The sequence below is a fragment of the Pseudomonas sp. FDAARGOS_761 genome, assembly GCF_013343155.1.
Taxonomy (GTDB): domain Bacteria; phylum Pseudomonadota; class Gammaproteobacteria; order Pseudomonadales; family Pseudomonadaceae; genus Pseudomonas; species Pseudomonas aeruginosa.
In genome coordinates this window covers 5,331,178-5,354,565 of record NZ_CP054572.1, presented here as the reverse complement: position 1 = coordinate 5,354,565, position 23,388 = coordinate 5,331,178, and the positions used below count along the sequence as shown (strand labels likewise).

Below are 23,388 nucleotides of genomic sequence, written 5' to 3'. Positions count from 1 at the left end.
CTCCCGATGCAACCTCGCCTCAGGGAATACGCTTCATGAACAACAAGACCCTATGCCCTTCGCTCTTGCTCTGCCTTTCGCTGCTCGCGCCGCTGTCTTGTCTCGGGGAGACCGCCGCCGCGCCCTATCCGCTGGCCCACCCACCGCGCCTGGCCGACTACCTCCCGCCGCCGCCGGCGGCGGACTCGGCTGCGGCCGTCGCCGATCTCGGCGCGGTGCTGGAGGCGCAACGCCTGCGCACGCCCGAACAGGTACGCCGGGTGCGCGCCCACGACCAGTGGAAGGACAACGTCTTCCCCTTCGCCGGCGACCTGCTGGGCGCCTCGTTCGACAAGGAACGCCTGCCGCTGACCCGGAGTTTCTTCAACCGCGCCCAGGAAAACCTGGTCGAGGTGCTGATGCCGGCGAAGAAGCACTTCGCCCGCCCGCGTCCCTACGAAGTGACACCGAAGGTGAAGCCGGTGCTGCCGCCGCCGGAGGGGGAGTCCTATCCCAGCGGCCACACCATGGACAGCTACTTCAAGGCCTCGCTGCTGAGCATGCTGGTGCCGGAGCATCACGATGCGTTCTTCGCCCGCGCCGAGGAGCATGCGCAGAGCCGGGTGCTGGCCGGCGTGCACTTCCCCAGCGACCTGGAAGGCGGGCAGACCGCCGCCGCGGCGCTGGTGGCGAGCCTGCTGGCCGATCCGGCGGTGGCCGCCGACTTTGCCGCGGTGCGCGAGGAGCTGCGCGGCGCGCTGGGGTTGCCGAAACTCCAGTAGAGGAAGGGAAACCGCGCGGCGGCTCAGGCCGCCGCGTGTTGCGCCTGGTCCAGTTCCACCAGCGTCTCGATCATCGCCTTGGCCGCTGCCGAAAGCCGGTAGCCGCTGCGGCTGATGATGCCGCAGCGGGCGCTGAGGCTATCCAGGTTCTGCGGCAGGTTGCGCCACTGTAGCGGTTGCAGTTCGCCGCGCTGCAGGTAGGGGCGCAGGGTCTCGTCGCTGGCGATGCCGATGGCGTCGGTCTGGCGGACGATGCGGATCAGCGCGTGCATGTTCTCGCAGCGGATGTTGGCGGCGAAGTCGATCTTGCCGCTGAGGTTCGCCAGCAGCTTGCGGATGCCCGGGGGAATCAGGGTCGAGGCCAGCGGGTAGTTGAACAGGTCGTTGGTGGACAGGCTGTCCTTGCCCAGCAGCGGATGTTGCGGACGGCAGAAGAACTGGCCGCGGCGCGGGGTCAGCGGGCGCGTCTGGAAGTTCGGGTCGGCCTCGAAGTCGCGGATGTCGGCGACGAAGAATTCGATCTCTTCGCGGAGCAGGGAGCGGCTGAGCTTTTCCCAGTTGTCCACGTCCAGGCTGATCTGCACCCGCGGGTGGCGGTTGATGAAGTCGGCCACCGCGTCCGGCACCAGTTGCTGGGCCGGCGCCGGCCCGCTGCCGAAGCGCAGCTCGCCGGCATCCAGCTTGTTCAACTGGGCGATCTCGTGGATCAGGTTGGCCGACCCCTGCACCAGGCTCAGCGCGTGTTGCAGCACCACCTGGCCTTCCGGCGTCGGGCGCAGGTCCTTGCTGCCACGGTCCACCAACTGGCAGCCAAGCTCCTGCTCCAGGCCCTGGATGCTGCGGCTGAAGGCCGGCTGGGTGATGCCCATGGCGTCCGCCGCGCGGACGAAACTGCGGTGTTCGGCGAGGGCGATGAAGTAACGCAGTTGGCGCAGATCCATGATGCTTTACCGGCATTGGAAATATTGGACAAAGGCATTTGCCGTTCGGGATGTGCTGGTTTTAAATGCAAGCTCTTATTCCGTCAACAAAGAACAAATTAGAAAAATATGCGATTTAGTAATAAGCATAGATAGACCCCAGGAGCTGAACATGGTCCACCGTGCCTTTGCCGCGCCACCTCCGCCGTTCCGAATGCCCTTCCGCGTCGCCGGCGGCTGTCGTCCCTGACAGTCGCCCGGGGCTGAGCCGACCGCCGGCCCCCCTTCGAACCTTTCGCCAGATCGCTGCCTTGCGCGGCATGGCCGCCTGCTGCCTGCGTCCGGCTGTGCCGGAACCGAGGACATTCACGATGAAGTATCACTACCGCTTGCCGCTCCGCCGAACGCCGCCCGGCGGCTCCGACTACGCCCTGGCCCTGCTGCTCGCCCTCGGCGGTGCGTTGCCGGCCAGTGCCGCCGATGCTCCCGCGCCCGCCGAGGAGGCGCCGCCGCTGGCCGGCAGCGCACCGGCCAAGGCCGATACGGCCCTGGGCAAGGTTACCGTCACCGCGCGTCGCCGCGAGGAGGATTCGCAGAAGGTACCGACGCCGATCACCGTGCTCGGCGGCGAGACTCTCGAGGCCCAGCGCATCTCCCGGGTGCAGGACCTGCAGCAGGTGCTGCCCAGCGTCAATGTCGCCTACATCCATGCGCGGCAGTCGAGCGTCGCCGTGCGCGGCATCGGCAACAACCCCGCCAGCGACGGCCTGGAAGGCAGCGCCGGGATCTACCTCGACAACGTCTACCTGGGACGTCCGGGAATGGCCGTGTTCGACCTGCTGGACATCGAGCAACTGGAGCTGCTGCGCGGTCCGCAGGGCACTCTGTTCGGCAAGAACACCACCGCCGGGGTGCTGAACATCAGCACCCGCGCGCCGACCTTCACTACCGAGCGCACCGTCGAGGTCTCCGGCGGGCAGGACGGCTACTTCCAGGGCCGCGGCACGGTTTCCGGGCCGCTCGGCGAAACCCTCGCCGGACGCCTCTCGGCCTATCGCACCCGCGACGACGGCTACATCAAGAACATCCACGACGACAACTATCTCAACGGCGGCGAGCGCCAGGGCGCGCGCGGGCAATTGCTGTTCGAGCCGAACGAGGACTTCAGCCTGCGCTGGATCGCCGACTACAACGAGGAGGATTCGAGCAACGGCAGCATGGTGGTCTACGGCGCCGCCGAGCGTTTCTGGCAGCGCGCCGCGCTGGTCGGCGCTTCGCCGTTGCGCGATCCGCAGCGCAAGAAGGTCAACATCAACGGCCGCCAGCACGTCAGCGTGCACCAGGGCGGCAGCTCGCTGGAGGCCAACTGGAACCTCGCCGGCGGCTACCGCCTGACCTCCATCAGCGCCTACCGCTACTGGCACTTCACCCCGGCCAACGACGAGCAACTGAACGTCTCGGCGATCAACGACACCGGGGTGGAAGTGCACGACCGGCAGTTCTCCCAGGAGATCCGCCTGGCCTCGCCCACCGGCGGTGCCTTCGACTACGTGGTGGGCGCCTACGCGTTCAGGCAGAACCTCGGCAACAAGACCTTCACTTCCTACGGACCGTTGGCCGACCTGTACCTGCTCGGCGCCAATCTCGGCGCGCTGAACGACACCTACTCGAAGGCCAACGGCAAGATCGAGACCGACAGCTTCGCGCTGTTCGCCCAGGGCACCTGGCACCTCAGCGAACGCCTGGACTTCACCGCCGGCCTGCGCGGTACCTACGAGGAGAAGAACGCCAAGGTCGAGCGCTTCGCTCCGCTGGGCGGCGCGGCGGTCGGCGGGGTCGGCGCGGCGGTGCGCAACGGCCAGCTCGGCGCCTACGATTCCGGCGATCTCAGCCAGTACAACTTCGCCCCTTCGGCGTTGCTCAGCCTCAGCTACCAGTTCAGCGACGACCTGCTCGGCTACGCCAGCCTGTCCCACGGCGAGAAGTCCGGCGGGGTCAACCTGGCGGTGGGCAGCGCGCCGAGCGCCGGCGCCGATTCGCTGCTGGTCGGACCGGAGCGCGCCAACGACGCCGAGCTGGGCCTGAAGAGCACGCTCTTCGACCGGCGCCTGCTGCTCAACGCCAACCTGTTCTGGACCGGCATCCACGGCTACCAGGCCACCACCCTGTACCAGGCGCCGGGCTCGACGCAGTTGGTGCAGGTGCTGGCCAACGCCGGCAGCGTGCGCTCGCGCGGCCTGGAATTCGAGGCCACCGCGCTGCCGTTGCGCGGCCTGACCCTGAACTTCAACGGCTCTTACAACGACGTCACCTACCTGTCGTTCAAGGATGCCCCGTGCCCTGCAGAAGTCAGCACCCGGCCCGGCGCGCCGAGCAGTTGCGACCTCAGCGGGCAGCGCGTGGTCGGCGCCTCGAAATGGATCGCCAACCTCAATGGCGAATACCAGTGGCGCCTCGACGACCGCTTCCAACCCTACGTCAGCGCCAGCTACGCCTACCGCTCCGCGGCCGAGGGCACGCTGGACAACTCCGACCTTTCGAAGATCGACGGCTACGCCCTGGTGAACCTCGCCGCCGGCCTGCGCAGCGATCTCGGCGACGGCCAGCTGGACACCTCGGTATGGCTGAAGAACGCCTTCGACAAGGACTACTACCTGAGCGCCTTCGCCAGCATCAACGGCTCCTACACCGCATCGGTGGGGCAGCCGCGCACGCTCGGCGTATCGCTGCGCTACGACTTCTGAGCCTTCACCCACGCAGTACCCCACGCATGAGGAACATGACATGAACAATGCAGCACAAGCCCTCGCCACGCCGGTACGGCTCGACATTCAGCCGGTCGCCGGACGGATCGGCGCGGAGATTCGCGGCGTGACCCTGTCCGGCGAACTGGACGCCGCCACCGTCGAGGCGATCCAGGCCGCCCTGGTACGCCACAAGGTGATCTTCTTCCGGGACCAGAGCCATCTCGACGACCAGACCCAGGAGGCCTTCGCCCACTTGCTCGGCGAACCGGTCGCCCACCCCACCGTGCCGTCCCGCGAAGGCACCCGCTTCCTCCTCGAGCTGGATGGCGCCGAAGGCCGCCGGGCCAATTCCTGGCATACCGACGTGACCTTCGTCGAGGCCTACCCGAAGGCCTCGATCCTGCGCAGCGTGGTGGCCCCGGAGTCCGGCGGCGACACCGTCTGGGCCAACACGGCGAGCGCCTACGCCGACCTGCCGGCGGAGCTGCGCGAGCTGGCCGACCGGCTCTGGGCGGTGCACAGCAACGAGTACGACTACGCCGGGGTCAAGCCCAGCGCCTCGCTGGAGCAGTTGGAGAACTACCGCAAGGTGTTCACCTCGACCGTCTACGAGACCGAGCACCCGGTGGTCCGCGTGCATCCGCAAAGCGGCGAGCGGACGCTGCTCCTTGGCCACTTCGTGAAACGCCTGAAGGGTCTTTCGCAGCATGACTCGGCGCACCTCTTCGCGGTGCTGCAGGGGCACGTCACGCGCCTGGAGAACACCGTGCGCTGGCGCTGGCAGGCCGGCGACGTGGCGATCTGGGACAACCGCGCGACCCAGCACTACGCGATCGACGACTACGGCGACCAGCCGCGCGTAGTGCGCCGGGTGACCCTCGGCGGCGACGTGCCGGTAGGCATCGACGGGCAACGCAGCCGGACGATCCGGAAGGCATGACGGACCCGGCCCTCTCCTCGCCGGGGAGGGCGACCACAGGCAGAACGAACCCGCGAGGACCCCTTACATGAGCCAATCTGCCACCGCCCGGCAACCCGAACCCGAGGTCGCCGAGGCATTCCGCATCACCCCCCTGGAGGCGCCGCTGGGCGCCGAAGTCCGTGGCCTTGACGCGCGCCGGCCGCTGGCGCCGGAGCAGGTCCTGGCGCTCAAGCAGGCGCTGCGCGAGCACCACATCCTGGTGTTCCGCCAGCAGCACCTCGACGATGAGCAGTACTTGCGCTTCGCCACCCTGTTCGGCTCGGTGTTCCAGCCGCCGGCGGACATCCCGGTGCTGTCCTCGGGTGGCGACGGCAAGGTGCCGGACATCGTCAAGGTGGCCAACACCGGCGACGGCGAACTGGGCAACTTCGCCCTGCCGGCACACATCGACCACCAATGGACGCCGGTGCCGTCCTCCGGCTCGTTCCTCTACGCACTGGAGGTGCCGTCCAGTGGCGGCGAGACGCGCTTCACCAACCTGGCGCGCGCCTACGAGAGCCTCGACGAGGCGACCCGGCGCGAGATCGATGGCCTGCGCCTGATCAACTACAACCCCTTCATCCGCCTGCGCGAGGGCGGCTACGGCGGCGGTTTCGCCACCTACCGCACGCCGGACATCGAACCGATCCAGGGCAGCGAGCACCCACTGGTACGCACCCACCCGGAAAGCGGCCGGCGCGTACTGTTCCTCAGCGCCCACACCGAGGTGGAGATTCCCGGCTACGACCCCGCGCGGGGCCAGGCGCTGATCGGTCGCCTGCGCGAACATCTGGCGCGCCCGGAACTGAGCTACAGCCACGCCTGGTCGGTGGGCGACATCGTCTGGTGGGACAACCAGGCCGTGCTGCATGCGCGCAACGCCTTCCTGGCCAGCGAGCGGCGGCGCCTGAAGCGCATCAGCCTGGCGGGCAGCCGTCCGTTCTGAACCGGCATCCCCCAGCGTGCGCCGGCTCCTCCGTTGCCGACCGACGCCGGTCGCTGCGCACCGCTCTGGCGAGCCCCTTCCGTTCCGGCGAATAGCTAGCAGAACTGCGACATGCTGTCGCAGTTCTGCCATTTCTCCGCGTCTATCCTGCCCATAGGGCAATTCGCCTTTGGTCTAACGAGCTGGCCTGCAGCGCCCATGGAAAGGCGATCCTGACTTTGTAGTCAAAGTTTTGCTTTGCTACTTTGGCCAGGCATCAGGGATTGCTGATACAGCGTATTAAAAACATTAATTACCCCGGCATTCCGCGGCGCTGGCAGGATATTTTCCCGTCGAAGCCGTAGCGGCTTGACCTGATAGCCGGTCATTCACGGCAGGGATGTCATATTCTCGCGCGGGCTTCCCCGGATAGGCTGCACGCCAGTCAGGACGCGCCCGGCGGCGATGGGCGGGAATTGTTGGTCGGTTTATGACTTGTAGTTTCTCTGTCGTATGCCTTCAGAACTTGTTGAAGGCTTTTCGGCTCGATTGCACAATGCCGCGCCAAGGTTCGTTCGCGAATCGCGGTATGTGAGCTAGACCTCCGCAGCCGGTGCGCCATCCGCAGTGCCCCGGACTACTCGACAATCACGCAGGAGATTCGTGAGTGCAGATCGGTGTCCCCCTCGAGACCCATGCCGGTGAGACGCGGGTTTCCGCCACCCCGGAAACCGTCAAGAAGCTGATCGGCCAAGGCCACCAGGTGATCGTCCAGAGCGGCGCCGGCGTCAACGCCAGCCAGCCGGACAGTGCCTATGAAGCCGCCGGCGCGACGATCGGCAGCGCCGCCGAGGCCTTCGGCGCCGACCTGGTGCTGAAGGTGGTCGCGCCCAGCGCCGCCGAGCTGGCCCAGATGAAAAGCGGCGCCGTGCTGGTCGGCATGCTCAACCCCTTCGACAACGAGAACATCGCCCGCATGGCCGAGCGCGGCATCACCGCCTTCGCCCTCGAGGCCGCGCCGCGTACCTCGCGGGCGCAGAGCCTGGACGTGCTCTCCTCGCAGGCCAACATCGCCGGCTACAAGGCGGTGATGCTCGCCGCCAACCACTACCCGCGCTTCATGCCGATGCTGATGACCGCCGCCGGCACCGTGAAGGCCGCCCGCGTGCTGATCCTCGGCGCCGGCGTCGCCGGCCTGCAGGCGATCGCCACGGCCAAGCGCCTGGGTGCGGTGATCGAGGCTTCCGACGTGCGTCCGGCGGTGAAGGAGCAGATCGAGTCGCTCGGCGCCAAGTTCGTCGACGTGCCCTACGAGACCGACGAAGAGCGCGAGTGCGCCGAAGGCGTCGGCGGCTATGCGCGGCCGATGCCGGCCTCGTGGATGGAGCGCCAGGCCAAGGCCGTGCACGAGCGCGCCAAGCAGTCGGACATCGTCATCACTACCGCGCTGATCCCCGGCCGCAAGGCGCCGACGCTGCTGCACGAGGCGACCGTGGCGGAGATGAAGCCGGGCTCGGTGGTCATCGACCTGGCCGCCGCCCAGGGCGGCAACTGCCCGCTGACCGAGGCCGACCAGGTCGTGGTCCGGCACGGCGTGACCATCGTCGGCCACAGCAACCTGGCCGCGCTGGTACCGGCGGACGCCTCGGCGCTATACGCGCGCAACATCCTCGACTTCCTCAAGCTCACCCTGAACGCCGAAGGCTTCAGCGTGAACCTCGAGGACGACATCGTCGCCGCCTGCCTGATGTGCCGCGACGGCCAGGCGGTGCGCAAGAACGGCTGAGCCGCTGCGTCGGGAAGCTTCGATAACGATAAATGCGCACGCCTCGCGCCTGCGCCCTGAAGACCGGTGAAAACGATGGATATCATTTCTGACGGGATCTACAACCTGATCATCTTCGTGCTGGCCGTGTACGTCGGCTACCACGTGGTATGGAACGTCACCCCTGCCTTGCACACCCCGCTGATGGCGGTGACCAACGCGATTTCCGCGATCGTCATCGTCGGCGCCATGCTCGCCGCCGCCCTGACCGTGACCCCGCTGGGCAAGGCCATGGGCACCCTCGCCGTGGCCCTGGCCGCAGTCAATGTGTTCGGTGGCTTCCTGGTCACCCGGCGCATGCTGGAAATGTTCAAGAAGAAAGCGCCGAAGGCGGGGGGCCACTGATGAGCATGAACCTGGTCACCCTCCTGTACCTCATCGCCTCGGTCTGCTTCATCCAGGCCCTGAAAGGCCTGTCGCACCCGACCACCTCGCGCCGCGGCAACCTCTTCGGCATGGTCGGCATGGCCATCGCCGTGGCCACCACCGTCGGCCTGGTGTTCAAGCTGGGCGCGGAGATCGCCACCACCGGCGTCGGCTACATCGTCGTCGGCCTGCTGGTCGGCGGCACCGCCGGCTCGATCATGGCCAAGCGCGTCGAGATGACCAAGATGCCCGAGCTGGTCGCCTTCATGCACAGCATGATCGGCCTGGCCGCGGTGTTCATCGCCATCGCCGCGGTGGTCGAGCCGCAGTCGCTGGGGATCGTCGCGCACCTGGGCGACACCATTCCCACCGGCAACCGCCTGGAGCTGTTCCTCGGCGCGGCCATCGGCGCCATCACCTTCTCCGGTTCGGTGATCGCCTTCGGCAAGCTTTCCGGCAAGTACAAGTTCCGCCTGTTCCAGGGCACCCCGGTACAGTTCTCCGGGCAGCACCTGCTGAACCTGGTGCTCGGCCTGGCGACCCTCGGCCTGGGCCTGGTGTTCATGTTCACCGGCAACCTCACCGCCTTCGCCGTGATGCTGGCGCTGGCCTTCGTCCTCGGCGTGCTGATCATCATCCCCATCGGCGGCGCCGATATGCCGGTGGTGGTGTCGATGCTCAACTCCTATTCCGGCTGGGCCGCGGCGGGGATCGGCTTCTCGCTGAACAACTCGATGCTGATCATCGCCGGCTCGCTGGTCGGCTCCTCGGGCGCGATCCTCTCCTACATCATGTGCAAGGCGATGAACCGCTCGTTCTTCAACGTCATCCTCGGCGGCTTCGGCGCCGAAGCCGACGCCGGCGGCCCGGCGGGCTCCAAGGAGCAGCGTCCGGTGAAGTCCGGTTCGGCCGACGATGCCTCGTTCCTGCTGACCAACGCCGACAGCGTGATCATCGTCCCCGGCTACGGCCTGGCGGTGGCCCGCGCCCAGCACGCGCTGATGGAACTGGCGGAGAAGCTGACCCATCGCGGGGTCACCGTGAAGTTCGCCATCCACCCGGTCGCCGGGCGCATGCCGGGGCACATGAACGTGCTGCTGGCCGAGGCCGAGGTGCCCTACGAGCAGGTGTTCGAGATGGAGGACATCAACTCCGAGTTCGGCCAGACCGACATGGTCCTGGTGCTCGGTGCCAACGACGTGGTCAACCCGGCGGCGAAGAACGATCCGAAGTCGCCCATCGCCGGCATGCCGATCCTCGAGGCCTACAAGGCCAAGACCGTGATCGTCAACAAGCGCTCCATGGCCAGCGGCTACGCCGGCCTGGACAACGAGCTGTTCTACCTGGACAAGACCATGATGGTGTTCGGCGACGCCAAGAAAGTCATCGAAGACATGGTCAAGGCGGTGGAGTGATTCCCCGCTGAGTCCACCAGAACCCCGGCCCAGGCCGGGGTTTTTCGTTTTCGCGGGTTGCCCGCGCAGCGTTCTCCGCCGCTTCCAACGGCGAAAACACCAGCCTTTCAGGAATATTTTTCATGCCCGCAAGGCATGGGTTTTTCGTCGGATCGCTGTAGCCCGCCAACCACGCGGCCTGTGGCGTGATGGGCGAAACCCATAGCTCCAGAAGTTATTTCCATAACAAAAATAATTACTTCAGGCGCTAAGCCTCCTTGCCAATCATGCAACTCCCTGCGCCGCTAGGACTCCAGCACGGACCTGAGCGGCCATCGAGTTCGTCAGTGCAAGGAGCTTTTCCATGGCAACACCCCAGCCCGTCGATGCCCGCACGCAGCCCTGGCGCGAGACGCCCGGCGGCGACCTGGTGGCGCTCGGTCGGCCGGTTCGCCAGGCGTTGCACCTGGTTCGCCACAACCCGGCACAGGGTCGCGTGCTCAGCCGGCGCGAGACGATCCTGCTGGTCCTGTTCGCCCTGACCCTGCACGGAGCGGTGATCCATTGGCTGAGCCAGCAGAGAACCCCGGCGCTGCCCGAGGTGCCGCCACAGGTGCCGCCGATGACCATCGAGTTCACCGCCCCGGCGCCGCCGGTGGTGGAACCGCCGCCGCCCGAGCCGTTGCCGCCGGTGGTCGAGGAACCGCCACCGCCGGTGGTCGACGAGAACGCGGTGAAGCCGCCGCCGCCGAAGCCGGTGCCCAAGCCGAAACCCAAGCCCAAGCCGCAACCCCGGCCGAAGCCGGCGCCGAAGGCCGTCGAGCCGGCTCCGCCCGCGCCGCCGCAACCCGCCGCGCCACCCGCCCCGCCGGCGCCGTTGACGCCGCCGTCGGCGAACGCCGGCTACCTGCACAACCCGGCGCCGGAATACCCCGCCCTGGCCATGCGCCGCGGCTGGGAGGGCACCGTGCTGTTGCGGGTGCATGTCCTCGCCAGCGGCAGTCCGAGCGAGATCCAGGTGCAGAAGTCGAGCGGACGCGAAGCCCTCGACCAGGCCGCGGTGAAAGCGGTCAAGCGCTGGTCCTTCGTTCCCGCCAAGCGCGGCGACAAGGCCGAGGACGGCTGGGTCAGCGTACCGATCGATTTCAAGTTGAACTGAATCTGCAGCGTCATGAGGAGCATCCGTCATGAGTCTGTTAACCACCCCGCTCGAATCCGTCGAAGGCGCCGTCATCTGGCTGCTGGTCGGCTTTTCCGTGGTCACCTGGGGCCTGGCCCTGGTCAAGGGCGTGCAGTTCGCCCGGCAGAAGCGCCAGGACCGCCAGTTCCAGAAGCAGTTCTGGAGCGCCACCAGCCTCGACTCCGCCGGCGAGCAGGCGCAGGACAAGCAGGGCGCCGGCGCCCGCGTGGCCCAGGCCGGCTTCGCCGCGATCCAGGTGCAGGACAACGGCCAGCCCGACCTGGCCCAGTCGATCAACCACCAGGACCGTCTCGAACGCGCCCTGCGCCAGCAGATCCAGCGCGAGCGGCGTTCCCTGGAGTCGGGCCTGGCGGTGCTCGCCTCGATCGGCTCGACCTCGCCCTTCATCGGTCTGTTCGGCACCGTCTGGGGCATCATGGAGGCGCTCAAGGGGATCAGCGCGGCCGGCTCGGCGAGCCTGGAGACCGTGGCCGGGCCGATCGGCAGCGCGCTGATCGCCACCGGCGTGGGAATCGCCGTCGCGGTGCCGGCGGTGCTGGTCTACAACTACTTCCTGCGGCGCCTGAAGCTGACCGCCGCCGACCTCGACGACTTCGCCCACGACTTCTACAGCCTGGCGCAGAAGAGCGCGTTCCGCGTCATCGTCCATCCCTCCGCCGCGCGCCAGGCCGGCAACCCCTCGCGCAACGTGAAGGAGGCGTCCTGACATGGCCTTCTCGACCCAGGACAGCGACGAAGTCCTTTCCGAAATCAACGTCACCCCGCTGGTCGACGTGATGCTGGTGCTGCTGGTGGTGTTCATCGTCACCGCGCCGCTGCTGACCAACTCGATCCCGATCAACCTGCCGAAGACCGAATCGGTGGCCCCGCCGGAGCAGAAGGATCCCCTGGTGGTGAGCATCGATGGCGCCGGCAAGCTGTTCGTCAACAAGGACGAGATCCAGCCGGAGCTGCTGGAGAGCAACCTGGCCGCGGCCAAGGCGAAGGACGCCGAGGTCCGCGTGCAGTTGCAGGCCGACGAAGGGGTGAACTACGGCCAGGTGGCGAAGGCCATGGCTTCCATCGAGCGCGCCGGGATCACCAGGCTGGCGGTGATCACCGCACGCTGAAGCGAATCCACGCCGTCCGGCGCAGGCCGGGCGGGCAACGGTTTCGACCGCTCCGATCCGGGCAGGGGAGAGCGGTCTTTTTTATTCCGGATGGACGCTCCTCGGGCGTGTCCGCCGAGGCCGGGCTCGCGAATGCGTCGCGCACCCTGTCCGGCGCTCGCACGTCCCACGCCTGGGCGCTCAGGCCTGGCGTGCCGGCGCCTCCTGCTCCTTGGCGTCCTCCGTTCCTTCGACTTCCCATTCACCGGCCCAGTCCTCGCCGAACAGTTCGCTGGGATGCTGGGTGCGGCTGGCGCCGTTGCCGCAGCCCATCGATTCCGCCGAACAATAGCGGTCGCAACCCCAGCAGATGCGCTCCGGATGGCTGGGATGGAGGGGAAATTTCTTGGCCATGATCCTGTCCCGATACCTGATGCCTGCGCTCAGGTATACCGCCGATGGCATGCGCCGCCCAGGCGTTGCCGCGGAAAAGTGGCTTCGGCTTGCGCTGGATCAACTCGATTGGCATATATGTATTAATAGAATATTAAAATTGCTTTTTATTCCTCAGAGAAAAAAGGCTGCGCCCTTACACTTCCCTGGTGATGAATTTTTCTGGAGGGATCTCCATGCACAGCGAACGCGTCCGTTATGTGTTGGTGCCCGGTTGGTACGGCTCGGAAGACGCCCATTGGCAAAGTCACTGGCAGCGCGCGCTGCCCAATGCCTCACGGGTCGAGCAACAGGACTGGATCACCCCGCTGCGCGCCGACTGGATCGCCGAGCTGGACGCCGAGATCCGCCGCCAGCCCGGGCCGGTGGTGCTGATCGCGCACAGCCTGGGTTGTGTGACAGTGGCGCTGTGGGCGGCCCAGGCCGAGCGCCGGGTGCGCGACCAGGTACGCGGCGCCCTGCTGGTGGCGCCGGCCGACGTCGAGCGCGAGAGCTGCGCCGAGGCGCTGCGCAACTTCGCGCCGATCAGCCGCGAGCCGTTGCCGTTCCCCAGCGTGCTGGTGGGTTCCGACAACGACCAGGCCTGCAGCCCGCAGCGCGCCATGCACCTGGCCCGCGCCTGGGGCGCGGAGACGGTGATCCTGCCCGAGGCCGGGCACATCAACGTGAAGTCCGGCCACGGCGCCTGGGAGGCCGGCTACCGTCACCTGTTTCGCTTGCAGTACCTGATCGACAGCCAGGCTCGTCGCCGCGCCTGATCCTTCAGATCGTTAACCTTGGCGTAACGGTTCGTCGCCCGGCTTGATTGAACAGGCCTGGCGGCCTGCCTAACGTGGCTCCTCACGACAGCGTGAAACCTGGAGCCGACATGACGACACCGATCTCTCCCCCGCCGCAGTGGTCGCGGCGCCGCCAGGAAAAGCAGCGGCGCCTCGAGCGCGTGCGCGGCCTGGCCGACGGCGCGGTGCTGCCGCGCGAACGCCTGGTCGCCGCGCTGGAGGCGCTGATCGCGCCGGGCGATCGCGTGGTGCTGGAAGGCAACAACCAGAAGCAGGCGGACTTCCTCTCCCGTTCGCTGGCGCGGGTCGATCCCGGCAAGCTGCACGACCTGCACATGATCATGCCCAGCGTCGGTCGTCCGGAGCATCTCGACCTGTTCGAACTGGGCATCGCGCGCAAGCTCGACTTCTCCTTCTCCGGCCCGCAGAGCCTGCGCATCGGCCAGTTGCTCGAAGACGGCCTGCTGGAGATCGGCGCGATCCACACCTACATCGAGCTGTACGCGCGGCTGGTGGTCGACCTGATCCCCAACGTCGCACTGGTCGCCGGTTTCGTCGCCGACCGCGAAGGCAACGTGTACACCGGGCCGAGCACCGAAGACACCCCGGCGCTGGTGGAGCCCACCGCGTTCAGCGACGGCATCGTCATCGTCCAGGTCAACCGTATCGTCGACGACCCGCGCGACCTGCCGCGAGTGGACATCCCGGCGTCCTGGGTGGACTTCGTGGTCGAGGCCGACCAGCCGTTCTACATCGAGCCGCTGTTCACCCGCGACCCGCGCCACATCAAGCCGGTCCACGTGCTGATGGCGATGATGGCGATCCGCGGCATCTACCAGCGGCACAACGTGCAGTCGCTGAACCACGGCATCGGTTTCAACACCGCGGCCATCGAACTGATCCTGCCGACCTACGGCGAGTCCCTCGGCCTGAAGGGCAAGATCTGCCGGCACTGGACCCTCAACCCGCACCCGACCCTTATCCCCGCCATCGAGAGCGGCTGGGTCGAGAGCGTGCACTGCTTCGGCACCGAGCTGGGCATGGAGGGCTACATCGCCCAGCGTCCCGACGTGTTCTTCACCGGTCGCGACGGCTCGCTGCGTTCCAACCGGATGTTCTGCCAACTGGCCGGGCAGTACGCGGTAGACCTGTTCATCGGCGCCACCCTCCAGGTCGACGGCGACGGCCATTCCTCCACCGTCACCCGCGGACGCCTGGCCGGTTTCGGCGGCGCCCCGAACATGGGCCACGACCCGCGCGGCCGGCGCCACTCGACGGCGGCCTGGCTGGACATGCGGGGCGAACCCGAGGCCTTGCTGGAGCGCGGCAGGAAGCTGGTGGTGCAGATGGTCGAGACCTTCCAGGACGGCGGCAAGCCGACCTTCGTCGAGCGTCTCGACGCGCTGGAGGTGGCGCGCCAGACCGGCATGCCGCTGGCGCCGGTGATGATCTATGGCGACGACGTCACCCATGTGCTCACCGAGGAAGGCATCGCCTATCTGTACAAGGCGCGCTCGCTGGAGGAACGCCAGGCGATGATCGCCGCGGTGGCGGGGATCAGTCCGATCGGCCTGCGCCACGATCCGCGCGAGACCCAGCGGATGCGCCGCGAAGGGCTGATCGCGCTGCCCGAGGACCTCGGCATCCGCCGCACCGACGCCTCGCGCGAGCTGCTGGCGGCGAAGAGCATCGCCGAGCTGGTCGAGTGGTCCGGCGGCCTGTACCAGCCGCCGGCGCGTTTCAGGAGCTGGTGATGAACGCCATCGCGAACCTCGCGGCGACGCTGCGCGCCGACCTCGGCGAATGCCTGGCCGACCTGGCGGTGGACGCCCTCATCGACGAAGCCGAACTGTCGCCCAAACCGGCCCTGGTGGACCGTCGCGGCAATGGCGCGCATGCCGACCTGCACCTGGGCCTGATGCAGGCCTCGGCGCTGAGCCTGTGGCCGTGTTTCAAGGAAATGGCCGACGCCGCCCAGCGGCATGGGCGCATCGATGCGCGCCTGCGCGGCGTCCTTGGCCAACTGGGGCGCGACGGCGAGGCGGCGATGCTGCGTACCACCGAAGGCGTGAACACCCATCGCGGAGCGATCTGGGCGCTCGGCCTGCTGGTCGCGGCCGCCGCTCTCGAACCGCGCCGCACGCAGGCCGGCGAAGTGGCCGCGCGCGCAGGACGCATCGCCCTGCTCGACGATCCGGCGGCCGCCATCGGCGACAGCCACGGCGAGCGCGTCCGTCGGCGCTACGGCGTCGGCGGCGCCCGCGAGGAGGCGCGTCTCGGCTTCCCCCGCGCAGTGCGCCACGGCCTGCCGCAGCTATGGCGCAGCCGCGAAGGCGGCGCTGGCGAGCAGAACGCCAGGCTCGATGCGCTGCTGGCGATCATGAGCGTCCTCGACGATACCTGCGTGCTGCACCGCGCCGGCCGCGTCGGCCTCGCCGCGATGCAGGATGGCGCACGCGCGGTGCTCGCCGCCGGCGGCAGCGCCAGTCTCGCCGGGCGTCGCCGCCTGTGCGAGCTGGACCGCCGCCTGCTGGCGCTGAACGCTTCGCCCGGCGGCGCCGCCGACCTGCTGGCCGCCTGTCTTTTCCTCGATCGCCTGCCCGCCGTGTCCGGTGGGTGGGCTGGGAGTCTCTGAGATGGAAACCCTGACCTTCGAATTTCCCGCCGGCGCTCCGGCGCGCGGTCGCGCCCTGGCCGGCTGCGTCGGCTCCGGCGACCTGGAGGTGCTGCTCGAGCCGGCCGCCGGAGGCGCGCTGAGCATCCAGGTGGTGACCTCGGTAAACGGCAGCGGCCCGCGCTGGCAACAACTCTTCGCGCGGGTCTTCGCGGCGTCCACGGCGCCGGCCGCGTCGATCCGCATCCACGATTTCGGCGCCACTCCCGGGGTGGTCCGCCTGCGCCTGGAGCAGGCACTGGAGGAGGCTGGCCATGACTGACGTCGCCCGCCTGCTGGCGCTGCGCAGCTTCACCGAACTGGGAGCGCGCCAACGCGCCCGTGCCCTGCTCGACGCGGGCAGCTTCCGCGAGTTGCTCGATCCCTTCGCCGGCGTGCAGTCACCCTGGCTGGAACGACAGGGCATCGTGCCCCAGGCCGACGATGGGGTAGTGGTCGCCCGTGGCCTGCTCGACGGCCAGCCGGCGGTGCTCGCCGCCATCGAAGGTGCCTTCCAGGGCGGCAGCCTTGGCGAGGTCAGCGGAGCGAAGATCGCCGGCGCGCTGGAGCTGGCCGCCGAGGACAACCGCAACGGCGTTCCGACCCGGGCCCTGCTGTTGCTGGAAACCGGTGGCGTGCGCCTGCAGGAAGCCAACCTCGGACTGGCGGCGATCGCCGAGATCCAGGCGGCCATCGTCGATCTGCAGCGCTACCAGCCGGTGGTGGCGGTGATCGCCGGGCCGGTCGGCTGCTTCGGCGGCATGTCCATCGCCGCCGGGCTGTGCAGCTATGTGCTGGTGACCCGCGAGGCGCGCCTCGGCTTGAACGGTCCGCAGGTGATCGAACAGGAGGCCGGCATCGCTGAATACGACTCGCGCGACCGGCCGTTCATCTGGAGCCTCACCGGCGGCGAGCAGCGCTTCGCCAGCGGTCTCGCCGACGCCTACCTGGCCGACGACCTCGATGAGGTACGCACCTCGGTACTCGCGTATTTCGCCAAGGGCCTGCCGGCACGGCCGCGCTGCCGCCGCGCCGAGGATTACCTGCGGCGGCTGGGCGACCTCGATACCGCCGAGCAACCGGATGCCGCCGGCGTGCGCCGGCTGTACCAGGGGCTGGGCCAAGGAGATGCAACATGAGCCAACCGTTCGCTTCCCGTGGCCTGGCCTGGTTCCAGGCGCTGGCCGGTAGCCTCGCGCCGCGTCCCGGCGATCCTGCTTCGTTGCGCGTCGCCGATGCCGAGCTGGACGGCTACCCGGTGCGTTTCCTGGCCGTCGTGCCCGATCCCGACAATCCGTTCCCGCGCGCTCGCCAGGGCGAGGGCGGGCTGCTCGAGGGCTGGGGCCTGGCCGCCGCCGTCGACGAGGCGCTGGAGGCCGACCGCGAGGCGCCGCGCAAGCGCGCGCTGCTGGCCATCGTCGACGTGCCGAGCCAGGCCTACGGCCGCCGCGAGGAGGCCCTGGGTATCCACCAGGCGCTGGCCGGGGCGGTGGATGCCTACGCCCGCGCCCGACTCGCCGGGCATCCGCTGATCGGCCTGCTGGTGGGCAAGGCGATGTCCGGTGCGTTCCTCGCCCACGGCTACCAGGCCAACCGCCTGATCGCCTTGCACGATCCGGGGGTGATGGTCCACGCCATGGGCAAGGCCGCCGCCGCGCGGATCACCCTGCGCAGCGTCGAGGAACTGGAGGCGTTGGCGGCGAAGGTGCCGCCGATGGCCTACGACATCGACAGCTACGCGTCGCTCGGCCTGCTCTGGAGGACCCTTCCGGTGGAGACCGTCGAGGTGCCGTCGACGGCGGACTTGGTGCGGGTCCGCACCTGCCTGGGCGAGGCCCTGGCCGATATCCTCGGCGGCCCGCGCGACCTCGGCGGCCGCCTCGGCGCGGCCAACCGCGAGGCGTCGGCGCGGGTGCGCCGGCTGCTGCGCGAGCAGTGGTGAATTCAGGAGCGAGCCGTGGTCATCGCGAACAGCTCACAGCGGGGCTCCAGCCGGCGACGGCTCGCTCCTGATCCGATGCGCCGCAGGGCAGGGCCGGAACCCCATGACCTGCTCCTGGGCATGGCGCCGGCGCATTTGCCGGAGAATGCTCCGGCCTGGGTCTGCGCGGCACTGAAGGCCGGCTGGCCGGTGGTGGTGCGCCGTGCGCCGGCAGATCCTGCGCGGGTGGCCATCGGCGTGCGCGGCCTGGCGCGGGAGCAGCGCTGGGCCGGCTGGATGCCGTTGGCGGCAATCACCCGGCGCTTGTGCCCGGAAGCGCTGGGCCAGCGCGAGCCGGCGATGCTGCGCGATCTGCCGGCCTGGCGTGCCTTGCGCGACCTGCGTGCGCCGCTGAACGCGCTGGGACTGGCCTGGGGCGTGACCGGCGGCGCCGGTTTCGAGCTGGCCAGCGGGGTCGCCGTGCTGCATCCGGACAGCGACCTCGACCTGCTGCTGCGCACCCCGCGCCCGTTCCCGCGCGATGACGCGCTGCGCCTGCTGCAACGCTTCGAGCAGTGTCCCTGCCGGATCGACCTGCAACTGCAGACCCCGGCGGGCGGCGTGGCCCTGCGCGAATGGGCCGAGGGTCGGCCCCGGGTGCTGGCGAAAGGCAGCGAGGCGCCGCTGTTGCTGGAAGACCCCTGGCGGGTCGCGGAGGTCGAGGCATGAGCGTGCTGTTCGCCTATCCCGGCCAGGGCGCCCAACGTCCCGGCATGCTCGCGGCCTTGCCCGACGAACCGCCGGTGCGCACCTGCCTGGAGCAGGCGGCGGACTGTCTCGGCCAGGCGCCGGCCGAACTGGAGAGCGCCGAGGCCTTGCGCGGCACCCGCGCGGTGCAGTTGTGCCTGCTGATCGCCGGGGTCGCCGCCAGCCGCCTGCTGGAGACGCGCGGGCATCGGCCGGGGCTGGTCGCCGGGCTGTCCATCGGCGCCTATCCGGCGGCGGTGGTGGCCGGCGCGCTGGACTTCGACGACGCGCTGCGTCTGGTGGCGCTGCGCGGCGAACTGATGCAGGCCGCCTGGCCCGAGGGCTACGGGATGAGCGCCATCCTCGGTCTCGACCAGGCGCAACTGGATGCGCTGATCCTGATGGTGCGGCGCGAGCACCCGCCGCTCTACCTGGCCAACGTCAACGCCGAGCGGCAACTGGTGGTGGCCGGCAGCGAAGCGGCGCTGGCCGCCCTCGCCGAACGCGCGCGTGCCGCCGGCGCCAGCGCGGCGAAGCGCCTGGCGGTGAGCGTACCGTCGCACTGTGCGCTGCTCGACGAACCGGCCGCGCGCCTGGCCGAAGCTTTCGCCGGTATCCGCCTGCGTCGGCCGCGCGTGCCCTACCTGAGCAGCAGCCGGGCGCGCCTGGTCGCCGAACCGGCCGCGCTGGCCGACGATCTCGCCGGCAACATGGCGCGCCGCGTCGAGTGGCTGGCGACATTGCGCAGCGCCTACGAGCGCGGTGCCCGCCTGCATCTCGAGCTGCCGCCGGGACGGATCCTCAGCGGGCTGGCGCGGCCTCTGTTCGGCTGCGCCACGCCGGCCTTCGAAGGCTCCCGGGCGGATACCCTGGACGCGCTGTTGCGCGAGGAGGAAAAGAGAACCCGATAAGCGTTCGTTCGAGGCATAAAAACAACAACATCGATCCGCAACCGAGGACAACAATAATGATTATCTACGGTGTCGCACTGCTGTCTCTGTGTACCCTCGCCGGGCTGTTCATCGGCGAGATCCTTGGCGTGCTGCTCGGCGTGCCGGCCAACGTCGGTGGCGTCGGCATCGCCATGCTGCTGCTGATCTTTGTCGGCAGCTACCTGGGCAAGCGTGGCCTGCTCTCGGCGAAGACCGAGCAGGGCGTGGAGTTCTGGAGCGCGGTCTACATTCCCATCGTGGTCGCCATGGCCGCCCAGCAGAATGTCCTCGGCGCGCTGAGCGGCGGGCCGGCCGCTATCCTCGCCGGCATCGCCGCGGTCGCCGTGGCCTTCGCCCTGGTCCCGCTGCTCGACCGCTTCGGCCGGAAGAAAGCCGAAGGCGCCCCGCCGTTGAAACCGCGCACCAGCGTGCAGGGGTGAGCGCCATGTTCGAGTCCCTGAACAAAGTCATCAATGGCTACGGCCTGATCAGCGGCTTCGCCATCATCGGCGTGACCATGGCGGTGTCCTACTGGTTGTCGGCGCGCCTCACCCGCGGGCGCCTGCACGGCTCGGCGATCGCGATCTTCCTCGGCCTGGTGCTGTCCTACGTCGGCGGCGTCGCCACCGGCGGGCAGAAAGGATTGGTGGACGTGCCCCTGATGTCCGGTATCGGCCTGCTGGGCGGCGCCATGCTGCGCGACTTCGCCATCGTCGCCACGGCCTTCGGGGTGAATGTCGAGGAACTGCGTCGGGCAGGGGTTTCCGGGGTGGTGGCGCTGTTCCTCGGGGTCGGTTCGTCGTTCGTCGCCGGGGTCGCGGTGGCCATGGCCTTCGGCTACACCGATGCGGTCAGCCTGACCACCATCGGCGCCGGCGCGGTCACCTACATCGTCGGACCGGTGACCGGCGCCGCCCTGGGGGCCAGCTCCGAGGTGATGGCGCTGAGCATCGCCGCCGGGCTGGTGAAGGCGATCCTGGTGATGGTCCTGACGCCTTTCGTCGCGCCCTACATCGGCCTGAACAATCCACGTACGGCGGTGATCTTCGGTGGTCTCATGGGCACCTCCAGCGGCGTCGCCGGCGGCCTCGCCGCCACCGACCCGAAGCTGGTGCCCTACGGTTGCCTGACCGCGGCGTTCTATACCGCCATCGGTTGTCTGCTGGGGCCGTCGCTGCTGTATTTCAGCGTGCGCGGCCTGGTTGGGTGAGCGGGCTGGTCCGGGCACCCTCTCCCTGAAGGGCGAGGGTTGGGGAGAGGTCAGCGGGCCAGCGGTAATGTGGACTTCCGTCCGCTATCCCGCCGCCTCCTGCTCCAGGCGCAGGCTGTACATCCGGCACTCCGCGAGCAACGCCAGCAGGTTCGGGTCGCGCTCCTTGGCCTTGAGGAACACCACGCCGATGTGCTGCTGCAGGCGATAGCGCGGTTGCAGCGGGATCAGCCGCACGCGGTTCTCGTAGACCGCCTCGATGCGTTTGGGCAGCAGCGCATGGCCGACCCCCGAGCTGACCATGCTGAGGAGGGTGAAGATGTCGTTCACCTGCATGGCGATCTGCGGTTCGAAGCCGGCCTGCTGGAACACCCGGGTGCCGTCCTGATGGGTGGCGAAGCCCTGGGTGAGCGTGACGAAGGGCGTGTCGCGCAGGGTGCTGAGATCGATCTCGGCGAGCCTGGCGTAGGGCGAGTCCACCGGCACGGCGAGGAAGATGTCATCGGAGAACAGCGGCAACTGCTCGCAGTCGGGATCGCTGACGCTGTCGTTGAGCGACACCAGGATGGCGTCCAGCTCCATGTTCTTCAGCTGGTAGAACAGGTCGACGTTGGAGCCGAGGATCAGGTCGATGTTCAGCGCGCTGCGTCGCAGCTTGAGGCCCATGATCAGTTGCGGCACGGTCTTCACCGTCAGCGAATAGAGCGCGCCGAGCTTGAAGCGCTCGGCGGAGAAGCCGGCCGCCTCGCGGGTCAGGCGCACCGTGTCGAGTACCTCCTGGACCAGCTTCTGCGCGCGCTCCTCGAGCACGTAGGCGCTTTCCAGCGGGGTCAGGTTGCGTCCCTCGTGCTTGAACAGCGGGCAGCGCAGGGCGCTTTCCAGCGAGTGGATGGCGCGGTGCACGCTGACGTTGCTGGTGCCCAGTTCCGCCGCCGCGCGCGCCAGGTTGCCGGTGCGCATGAAGGCGAGGAAGGTTTCCAGCTTCTTGAGGGTGATTTCTTCGTCGATCAGCATCCGCGTTCCCCTGGCCGGTGGCGTCGGGGGATTGTGCCTGAGGCGGCGCGGGAGGGGTAAAAAGGGCCGTCATGTCCTAGCGCGTGGCGGAGCATGACGGCCTGGAAACGCCTTGGGGAAGGCGGAGTTGCACTGACCGGATGGAATCCCGCTTCGGCAGCCTGAGCCGCCGATAGGCTAACGGAACTCAGCGGATGGAGCGGATGGTGCCCTTGCTGCCGGTGACCTGCCGGACCGGGGTGGTCCGGAGCGCCGGCCACCCTAGCAACGGAGGCTTTTTGCCACAGTCATCGGATTCGTCTTTGTCAGAAAGAAAGTTCCTCTTGGAATGTCGGAAAGCTGAGGGTCAGTGCCGGCGCTCGGCAAGCTTGCCCAGTTGCTCCCGGCAGTAGTCGACGAACAATCGTGCCGGCTTGGTCAGTTGCGCGCGCTTCAGCCAGGCGGCGGCGAGCCCGGAGGTGGACACCGGCTCGGCGAGGTCGACCATGACCACCTTCTTGCCGTCGTAGGTGCATTCCGAATGCGGGCGGGTGACCAGCAGGGAGAAGCCGAAGCCCTGGCCGACCATGCCGCGCACCATCTCGATGGACGGCGAGCTGAAGGCGATGTTCGGCGTCAGGCCGAGTTCCTCGAACAGGCTGACGAAATAGGTGCGGCTGGGCTGCACGTCGAGCAGGATCATCGGTTCCAGGCACAGGTCGCGCAGCGACACCTGCGCCTGCCCGGCGAAGCGGTGCCCTTCGGGGAGCAGCGCGTGGGGTCGTTGCGGCGGCATCAGCGGCTCGGTCTCGATGGTCGAGTCGAGGTCGTGCTCGTAGAGGAAGGCCAGGTCGAAGCGCCCCGAGGTGAGGCCTTGCACCAGTTCCTGCTGCTCGCCGTCGCGTATGCGGATCTCCACCCCCGGATAGGCCTGGCGAAAGCCGGCGATCAGGCCCGGCAGGTAGAGCGGGGCGACCGTCTCGAAGCAGCCGATGTCGATCTGCCCGGCGATCACGTCGTTGTCGGCCAGGGCGTTCTGCTCGAACTCGTGGGCCATCCGCAGCAGCTCCTGGGCCTTGCGGTAGAAGCGCGCGCCGGCGGGGGTCAGCGACACGCCCTGGGCGTGGTGGCGGATGAACAGCTGCACGCCGAAGCTTTCCTCCAGACCCTTCACCGCCGTGGAGATCGACGGCTGGGCGATGTACAGCTTGCGCGAGGCCTCGGCCACGCTGCCGCATTCCACGGTGGTCACGAAATACTTGAGTTGCCGCAAGGTATAGGACGCCACTGCAAGACCTCATCGGCGCATCATCCTCCCCGGGCCGGGCGTGCGCGCCTCGATTGTTGTGTCCGCCGCGCTGCAAGCAAGTTGCAGGCCGCTGCCGAGCGTCGCGGCGCTGGCCGCGACGACGATTGCCCGCCTGCACGATAACCCAGCACGACGCACTTTGCCGGGGCACGCCTGGCCAGCTTTTTCTTATGTCCCGAGGACATTTTTAATAATTTTCCTTC

The 23,388-nt window shown here is 68.4% G+C and carries 24 protein-coding genes; 20 read left to right on the top strand and 4 right to left on the bottom strand.

The window, feature by feature from the left end:
* The first annotated feature begins 35 nt into the window (after positions 1–35).
* Positions 36–761 carry a phosphatase PAP2 family protein gene (locus FOC67_RS24975; RefSeq protein ID WP_009314987.1) on the top strand — a complete coding sequence of 242 codons (726 nt, stop codon included), beginning with the start codon at positions 36–38 and terminating at the stop codon, positions 759–761.
* Positions 762–784: 23 nt separating this feature from the next.
* Here FOC67_RS24975 and FOC67_RS24970 read toward each other — a convergent pair whose 3' ends face one another.
* A complete protein-coding gene (locus FOC67_RS24970) occupies positions 785–1,702 on the bottom strand; it encodes a LysR family transcriptional regulator (RefSeq protein ID WP_003117232.1) in 918 nt (305 codons plus the stop codon).
* 350 nt (positions 1,703–2,052) lie between these two features.
* On the opposite strand from FOC67_RS24970, the gene FOC67_RS24965 reads away from it, so the two are divergent.
* The 9 genes from FOC67_RS24965 (at position 2,053) to FOC67_RS24925 (ending at position 12,209) form a co-directional block, all read left to right on the top strand.
* Positions 2,053–4,425, top strand: coding sequence for a TonB-dependent receptor (locus FOC67_RS24965; protein ID WP_003083968.1), 2,373 nt, complete (start codon positions 2,053–2,055; stop codon positions 4,423–4,425).
* A gap of 40 nt (positions 4,426–4,465) precedes the next feature.
* Positions 4,466–5,368, top strand: coding sequence for a TauD/TfdA family dioxygenase (locus FOC67_RS24960; protein ID WP_009314988.1), 903 nt, complete (start codon positions 4,466–4,468; stop codon positions 5,366–5,368).
* A gap of 67 nt (positions 5,369–5,435) precedes the next feature.
* Positions 5,436–6,335 carry a TauD/TfdA family dioxygenase gene (locus FOC67_RS24955; RefSeq protein WP_009314989.1) on the top strand — a complete coding sequence of 300 codons (900 nt, stop codon included), beginning with the start codon at positions 5,436–5,438 and terminating at the stop codon, positions 6,333–6,335.
* 646 nt (positions 6,336–6,981) lie between these two features.
* Positions 6,982–8,100 carry a Re/Si-specific NAD(P)(+) transhydrogenase subunit alpha gene (locus FOC67_RS24950; RefSeq protein WP_003083972.1) on the top strand — a complete coding sequence of 373 codons (1,119 nt, stop codon included), beginning with the start codon at positions 6,982–6,984 and terminating at the stop codon, positions 8,098–8,100.
* Positions 8,101–8,175: 75 nt separating this feature from the next.
* Positions 8,176–8,484 carry an NAD(P) transhydrogenase subunit alpha gene (locus FOC67_RS24945; protein WP_003083974.1) on the top strand — a complete coding sequence of 103 codons (309 nt, stop codon included), beginning with the start codon at positions 8,176–8,178 and terminating at the stop codon, positions 8,482–8,484.
* Positions 8,484–9,920: an NAD(P)(+) transhydrogenase (Re/Si-specific) subunit beta gene (locus FOC67_RS24940; protein WP_009314990.1), complete on the top strand. Its 1,437-nt coding sequence runs from the start codon at positions 8,484–8,486 to the stop codon at positions 9,918–9,920. The genes FOC67_RS24945 and FOC67_RS24940 overlap by 1 nt, the downstream gene beginning before the upstream one ends.
* A gap of 343 nt (positions 9,921–10,263) precedes the next feature.
* The gene (locus FOC67_RS24935) at positions 10,264–11,058 is read left to right on the top strand and encodes an energy transducer TonB (protein WP_031631606.1); all 795 of its coding nucleotides are present in this window, start codon (positions 10,264–10,266) and stop codon (positions 11,056–11,058) included.
* Between the two features lie 28 nt (positions 11,059–11,086).
* Positions 11,087–11,806: a MotA/TolQ/ExbB proton channel family protein gene (locus tag FOC67_RS24930; RefSeq protein WP_003083979.1), complete on the top strand. Its 720-nt coding sequence runs from the start codon at positions 11,087–11,089 to the stop codon at positions 11,804–11,806.
* 1 nt (position 11,807) lies between these two features.
* A complete protein-coding gene (locus FOC67_RS24925) occupies positions 11,808–12,209 on the top strand; it encodes a biopolymer transporter ExbD (protein WP_003106175.1) in 402 nt (133 codons plus the stop codon).
* Between the two features lie 180 nt (positions 12,210–12,389).
* On the opposite strand, the gene FOC67_RS24920 is transcribed toward FOC67_RS24925, so the two are convergent.
* Positions 12,390–12,602 (bottom strand): DUF3079 domain-containing protein, encoded by a 213-nt coding sequence (locus FOC67_RS24920; protein WP_003111981.1) that lies wholly within the window; start codon positions 12,600–12,602, stop codon positions 12,390–12,392.
* Positions 12,603–12,817: 215 nt separating this feature from the next.
* Here FOC67_RS24920 and FOC67_RS24915 point away from each other — a divergent pair, with 215 nt between their 5' ends.
* The 10 genes from FOC67_RS24915 to madM all read left to right on the top strand — a co-directional run bounded on the left by FOC67_RS24915 (position 12,818) and on the right by madM (position 20,883).
* Positions 12,818–13,399 carry an alpha/beta hydrolase gene (locus tag FOC67_RS24915; protein WP_003106176.1) on the top strand — a complete coding sequence of 194 codons (582 nt, stop codon included), beginning with the start codon at positions 12,818–12,820 and terminating at the stop codon, positions 13,397–13,399.
* A gap of 110 nt (positions 13,400–13,509) precedes the next feature.
* On the top strand, positions 13,510–15,174 hold the full coding sequence (mdcA, locus tag FOC67_RS24910) for a malonate decarboxylase subunit alpha (protein WP_003083990.1): 1,665 nt from the start codon (positions 13,510–13,512) through the stop codon (positions 15,172–15,174).
* Positions 15,174–16,055, top strand: a complete 882-nt coding sequence (locus FOC67_RS24905) for a triphosphoribosyl-dephospho-CoA synthase (RefSeq protein ID WP_003137092.1) — start codon at positions 15,174–15,176, stop codon at positions 16,053–16,055. The genes mdcA and FOC67_RS24905 overlap by 1 nt, the downstream gene beginning before the upstream one ends.
* A gap of 1 nt (position 16,056) precedes the next feature.
* Positions 16,057–16,356, top strand: coding sequence for a malonate decarboxylase subunit delta (locus FOC67_RS24900; RefSeq protein ID WP_003084001.1), 300 nt, complete (start codon positions 16,057–16,059; stop codon positions 16,354–16,356).
* Positions 16,349–17,212: a biotin-independent malonate decarboxylase subunit beta gene (locus tag FOC67_RS24895; RefSeq protein WP_003084003.1), complete on the top strand. Its 864-nt coding sequence runs from the start codon at positions 16,349–16,351 to the stop codon at positions 17,210–17,212. The genes FOC67_RS24900 and FOC67_RS24895 overlap by 8 nt, the downstream gene beginning before the upstream one ends.
* The gene (mdcE, locus tag FOC67_RS24890) at positions 17,209–18,015 is read left to right on the top strand and encodes a biotin-independent malonate decarboxylase subunit gamma (RefSeq protein WP_009314993.1); all 807 of its coding nucleotides are present in this window, start codon (positions 17,209–17,211) and stop codon (positions 18,013–18,015) included. The genes FOC67_RS24895 and mdcE overlap by 4 nt, the downstream gene beginning before the upstream one ends.
* A 15-nt stretch (positions 18,016–18,030) precedes the next feature.
* Complete coding sequence (locus tag FOC67_RS24885; protein ID WP_009314994.1) at positions 18,031–18,723, top strand: malonate decarboxylase holo-ACP synthase; 693 nt, start codon at positions 18,031–18,033, stop codon at positions 18,721–18,723.
* On the top strand, positions 18,720–19,652 hold the full coding sequence (gene mdcH, locus FOC67_RS24880) for a malonate decarboxylase subunit epsilon (protein WP_009314996.1): 933 nt from the start codon (positions 18,720–18,722) through the stop codon (positions 19,650–19,652). The genes FOC67_RS24885 and mdcH overlap by 4 nt, the downstream gene beginning before the upstream one ends.
* A 56-nt stretch (positions 19,653–19,708) precedes the next feature.
* Positions 19,709–20,113, top strand: coding sequence for a malonate transporter subunit MadL (gene madL / locus FOC67_RS24875; RefSeq protein WP_003084010.1), 405 nt, complete (start codon positions 19,709–19,711; stop codon positions 20,111–20,113).
* A gap of 5 nt (positions 20,114–20,118) precedes the next feature.
* Complete coding sequence (gene madM / locus FOC67_RS24870) at positions 20,119–20,883, top strand: malonate transporter subunit MadM (RefSeq protein WP_009314997.1); 765 nt, start codon at positions 20,119–20,121, stop codon at positions 20,881–20,883.
* 84 nt (positions 20,884–20,967) lie between these two features.
* On the opposite strand, the gene FOC67_RS24865 is transcribed toward madM, so the two are convergent.
* Together FOC67_RS24865 and FOC67_RS24860 are read right to left on the bottom strand one after the other, a co-directional pair.
* On the bottom strand, positions 20,968–21,897 hold the full coding sequence (locus FOC67_RS24865; protein WP_009314998.1) for a LysR substrate-binding domain-containing protein: 930 nt from the start codon (positions 21,895–21,897) through the stop codon (positions 20,968–20,970).
* Between the two features lie 346 nt (positions 21,898–22,243).
* Positions 22,244–23,164, bottom strand: coding sequence for a LysR substrate-binding domain-containing protein (locus FOC67_RS24860; protein ID WP_003084035.1), 921 nt, complete (start codon positions 23,162–23,164; stop codon positions 22,244–22,246).
* Positions 23,165–23,388 lie beyond the last annotated feature (224 nt).

What these genes read in the sequence shown, in the direction of transcription:
- FOC67_RS24865 (WP_009314998.1), bottom strand. Translation starts at nt 21,897, where the DNA reads ATGCTGATCGACGAAGAAATCACCCTCAAGAAGCTGGAAACCTTCCTC.
- FOC67_RS24920 (WP_003111981.1), bottom strand. Translation starts at nt 12,602, where the DNA reads ATGGCCAAGAAATTTCCCCTCCATCCCAGCCATCCGGAGCGCATCTGC.
- FOC67_RS24925 (WP_003106175.1), top strand. Translation starts at nt 11,808, where the DNA reads ATGGCCTTCTCGACCCAGGACAGCGACGAAGTCCTTTCCGAAATCAAC.
- mdcE (WP_009314993.1), top strand. Translation starts at nt 17,209, where the DNA reads ATGAGCCAACCGTTCGCTTCCCGTGGCCTGGCCTGGTTCCAGGCGCTG.
- FOC67_RS24930 (WP_003083979.1), top strand. Translation starts at nt 11,087, where the DNA reads ATGAGTCTGTTAACCACCCCGCTCGAATCCGTCGAAGGCGCCGTCATC.
- FOC67_RS24905 (WP_003137092.1), top strand. Translation starts at nt 15,174, where the DNA reads ATGAACGCCATCGCGAACCTCGCGGCGACGCTGCGCGCCGACCTCGGC.
- madL (WP_003084010.1), top strand. Translation starts at nt 19,709, where the DNA reads ATGATTATCTACGGTGTCGCACTGCTGTCTCTGTGTACCCTCGCCGGG.
- FOC67_RS24975 (WP_009314987.1), top strand. Translation starts at nt 36, where the DNA reads ATGAACAACAAGACCCTATGCCCTTCGCTCTTGCTCTGCCTTTCGCTG.
- FOC67_RS24900 (WP_003084001.1), top strand. Translation starts at nt 16,057, where the DNA reads ATGGAAACCCTGACCTTCGAATTTCCCGCCGGCGCTCCGGCGCGCGGT.
- FOC67_RS24960 (WP_009314988.1), top strand. Translation starts at nt 4,466, where the DNA reads ATGAACAATGCAGCACAAGCCCTCGCCACGCCGGTACGGCTCGACATT.
- FOC67_RS24915 (WP_003106176.1), top strand. Translation starts at nt 12,818, where the DNA reads ATGCACAGCGAACGCGTCCGTTATGTGTTGGTGCCCGGTTGGTACGGC.
- FOC67_RS24935 (WP_031631606.1), top strand. Translation starts at nt 10,264, where the DNA reads ATGGCAACACCCCAGCCCGTCGATGCCCGCACGCAGCCCTGGCGCGAG.
- FOC67_RS24940 (WP_009314990.1), top strand. Translation starts at nt 8,484, where the DNA reads ATGAGCATGAACCTGGTCACCCTCCTGTACCTCATCGCCTCGGTCTGC.
- FOC67_RS24955 (WP_009314989.1), top strand. Translation starts at nt 5,436, where the DNA reads ATGAGCCAATCTGCCACCGCCCGGCAACCCGAACCCGAGGTCGCCGAG.
- FOC67_RS24965 (WP_003083968.1), top strand. Translation starts at nt 2,053, where the DNA reads ATGAAGTATCACTACCGCTTGCCGCTCCGCCGAACGCCGCCCGGCGGC.
- madM (WP_009314997.1), top strand. Translation starts at nt 20,119, where the DNA reads ATGTTCGAGTCCCTGAACAAAGTCATCAATGGCTACGGCCTGATCAGC.
- mdcH (WP_009314996.1), top strand. Translation starts at nt 18,720, where the DNA reads ATGAGCGTGCTGTTCGCCTATCCCGGCCAGGGCGCCCAACGTCCCGGC.
- FOC67_RS24895 (WP_003084003.1), top strand. Translation starts at nt 16,349, where the DNA reads ATGACTGACGTCGCCCGCCTGCTGGCGCTGCGCAGCTTCACCGAACTG.
- FOC67_RS24970 (WP_003117232.1), bottom strand. Translation starts at nt 1,702, where the DNA reads ATGGATCTGCGCCAACTGCGTTACTTCATCGCCCTCGCCGAACACCGC.
- FOC67_RS24945 (WP_003083974.1), top strand. Translation starts at nt 8,176, where the DNA reads ATGGATATCATTTCTGACGGGATCTACAACCTGATCATCTTCGTGCTG.
- mdcA (WP_003083990.1), top strand. Translation starts at nt 13,510, where the DNA reads ATGACGACACCGATCTCTCCCCCGCCGCAGTGGTCGCGGCGCCGCCAG.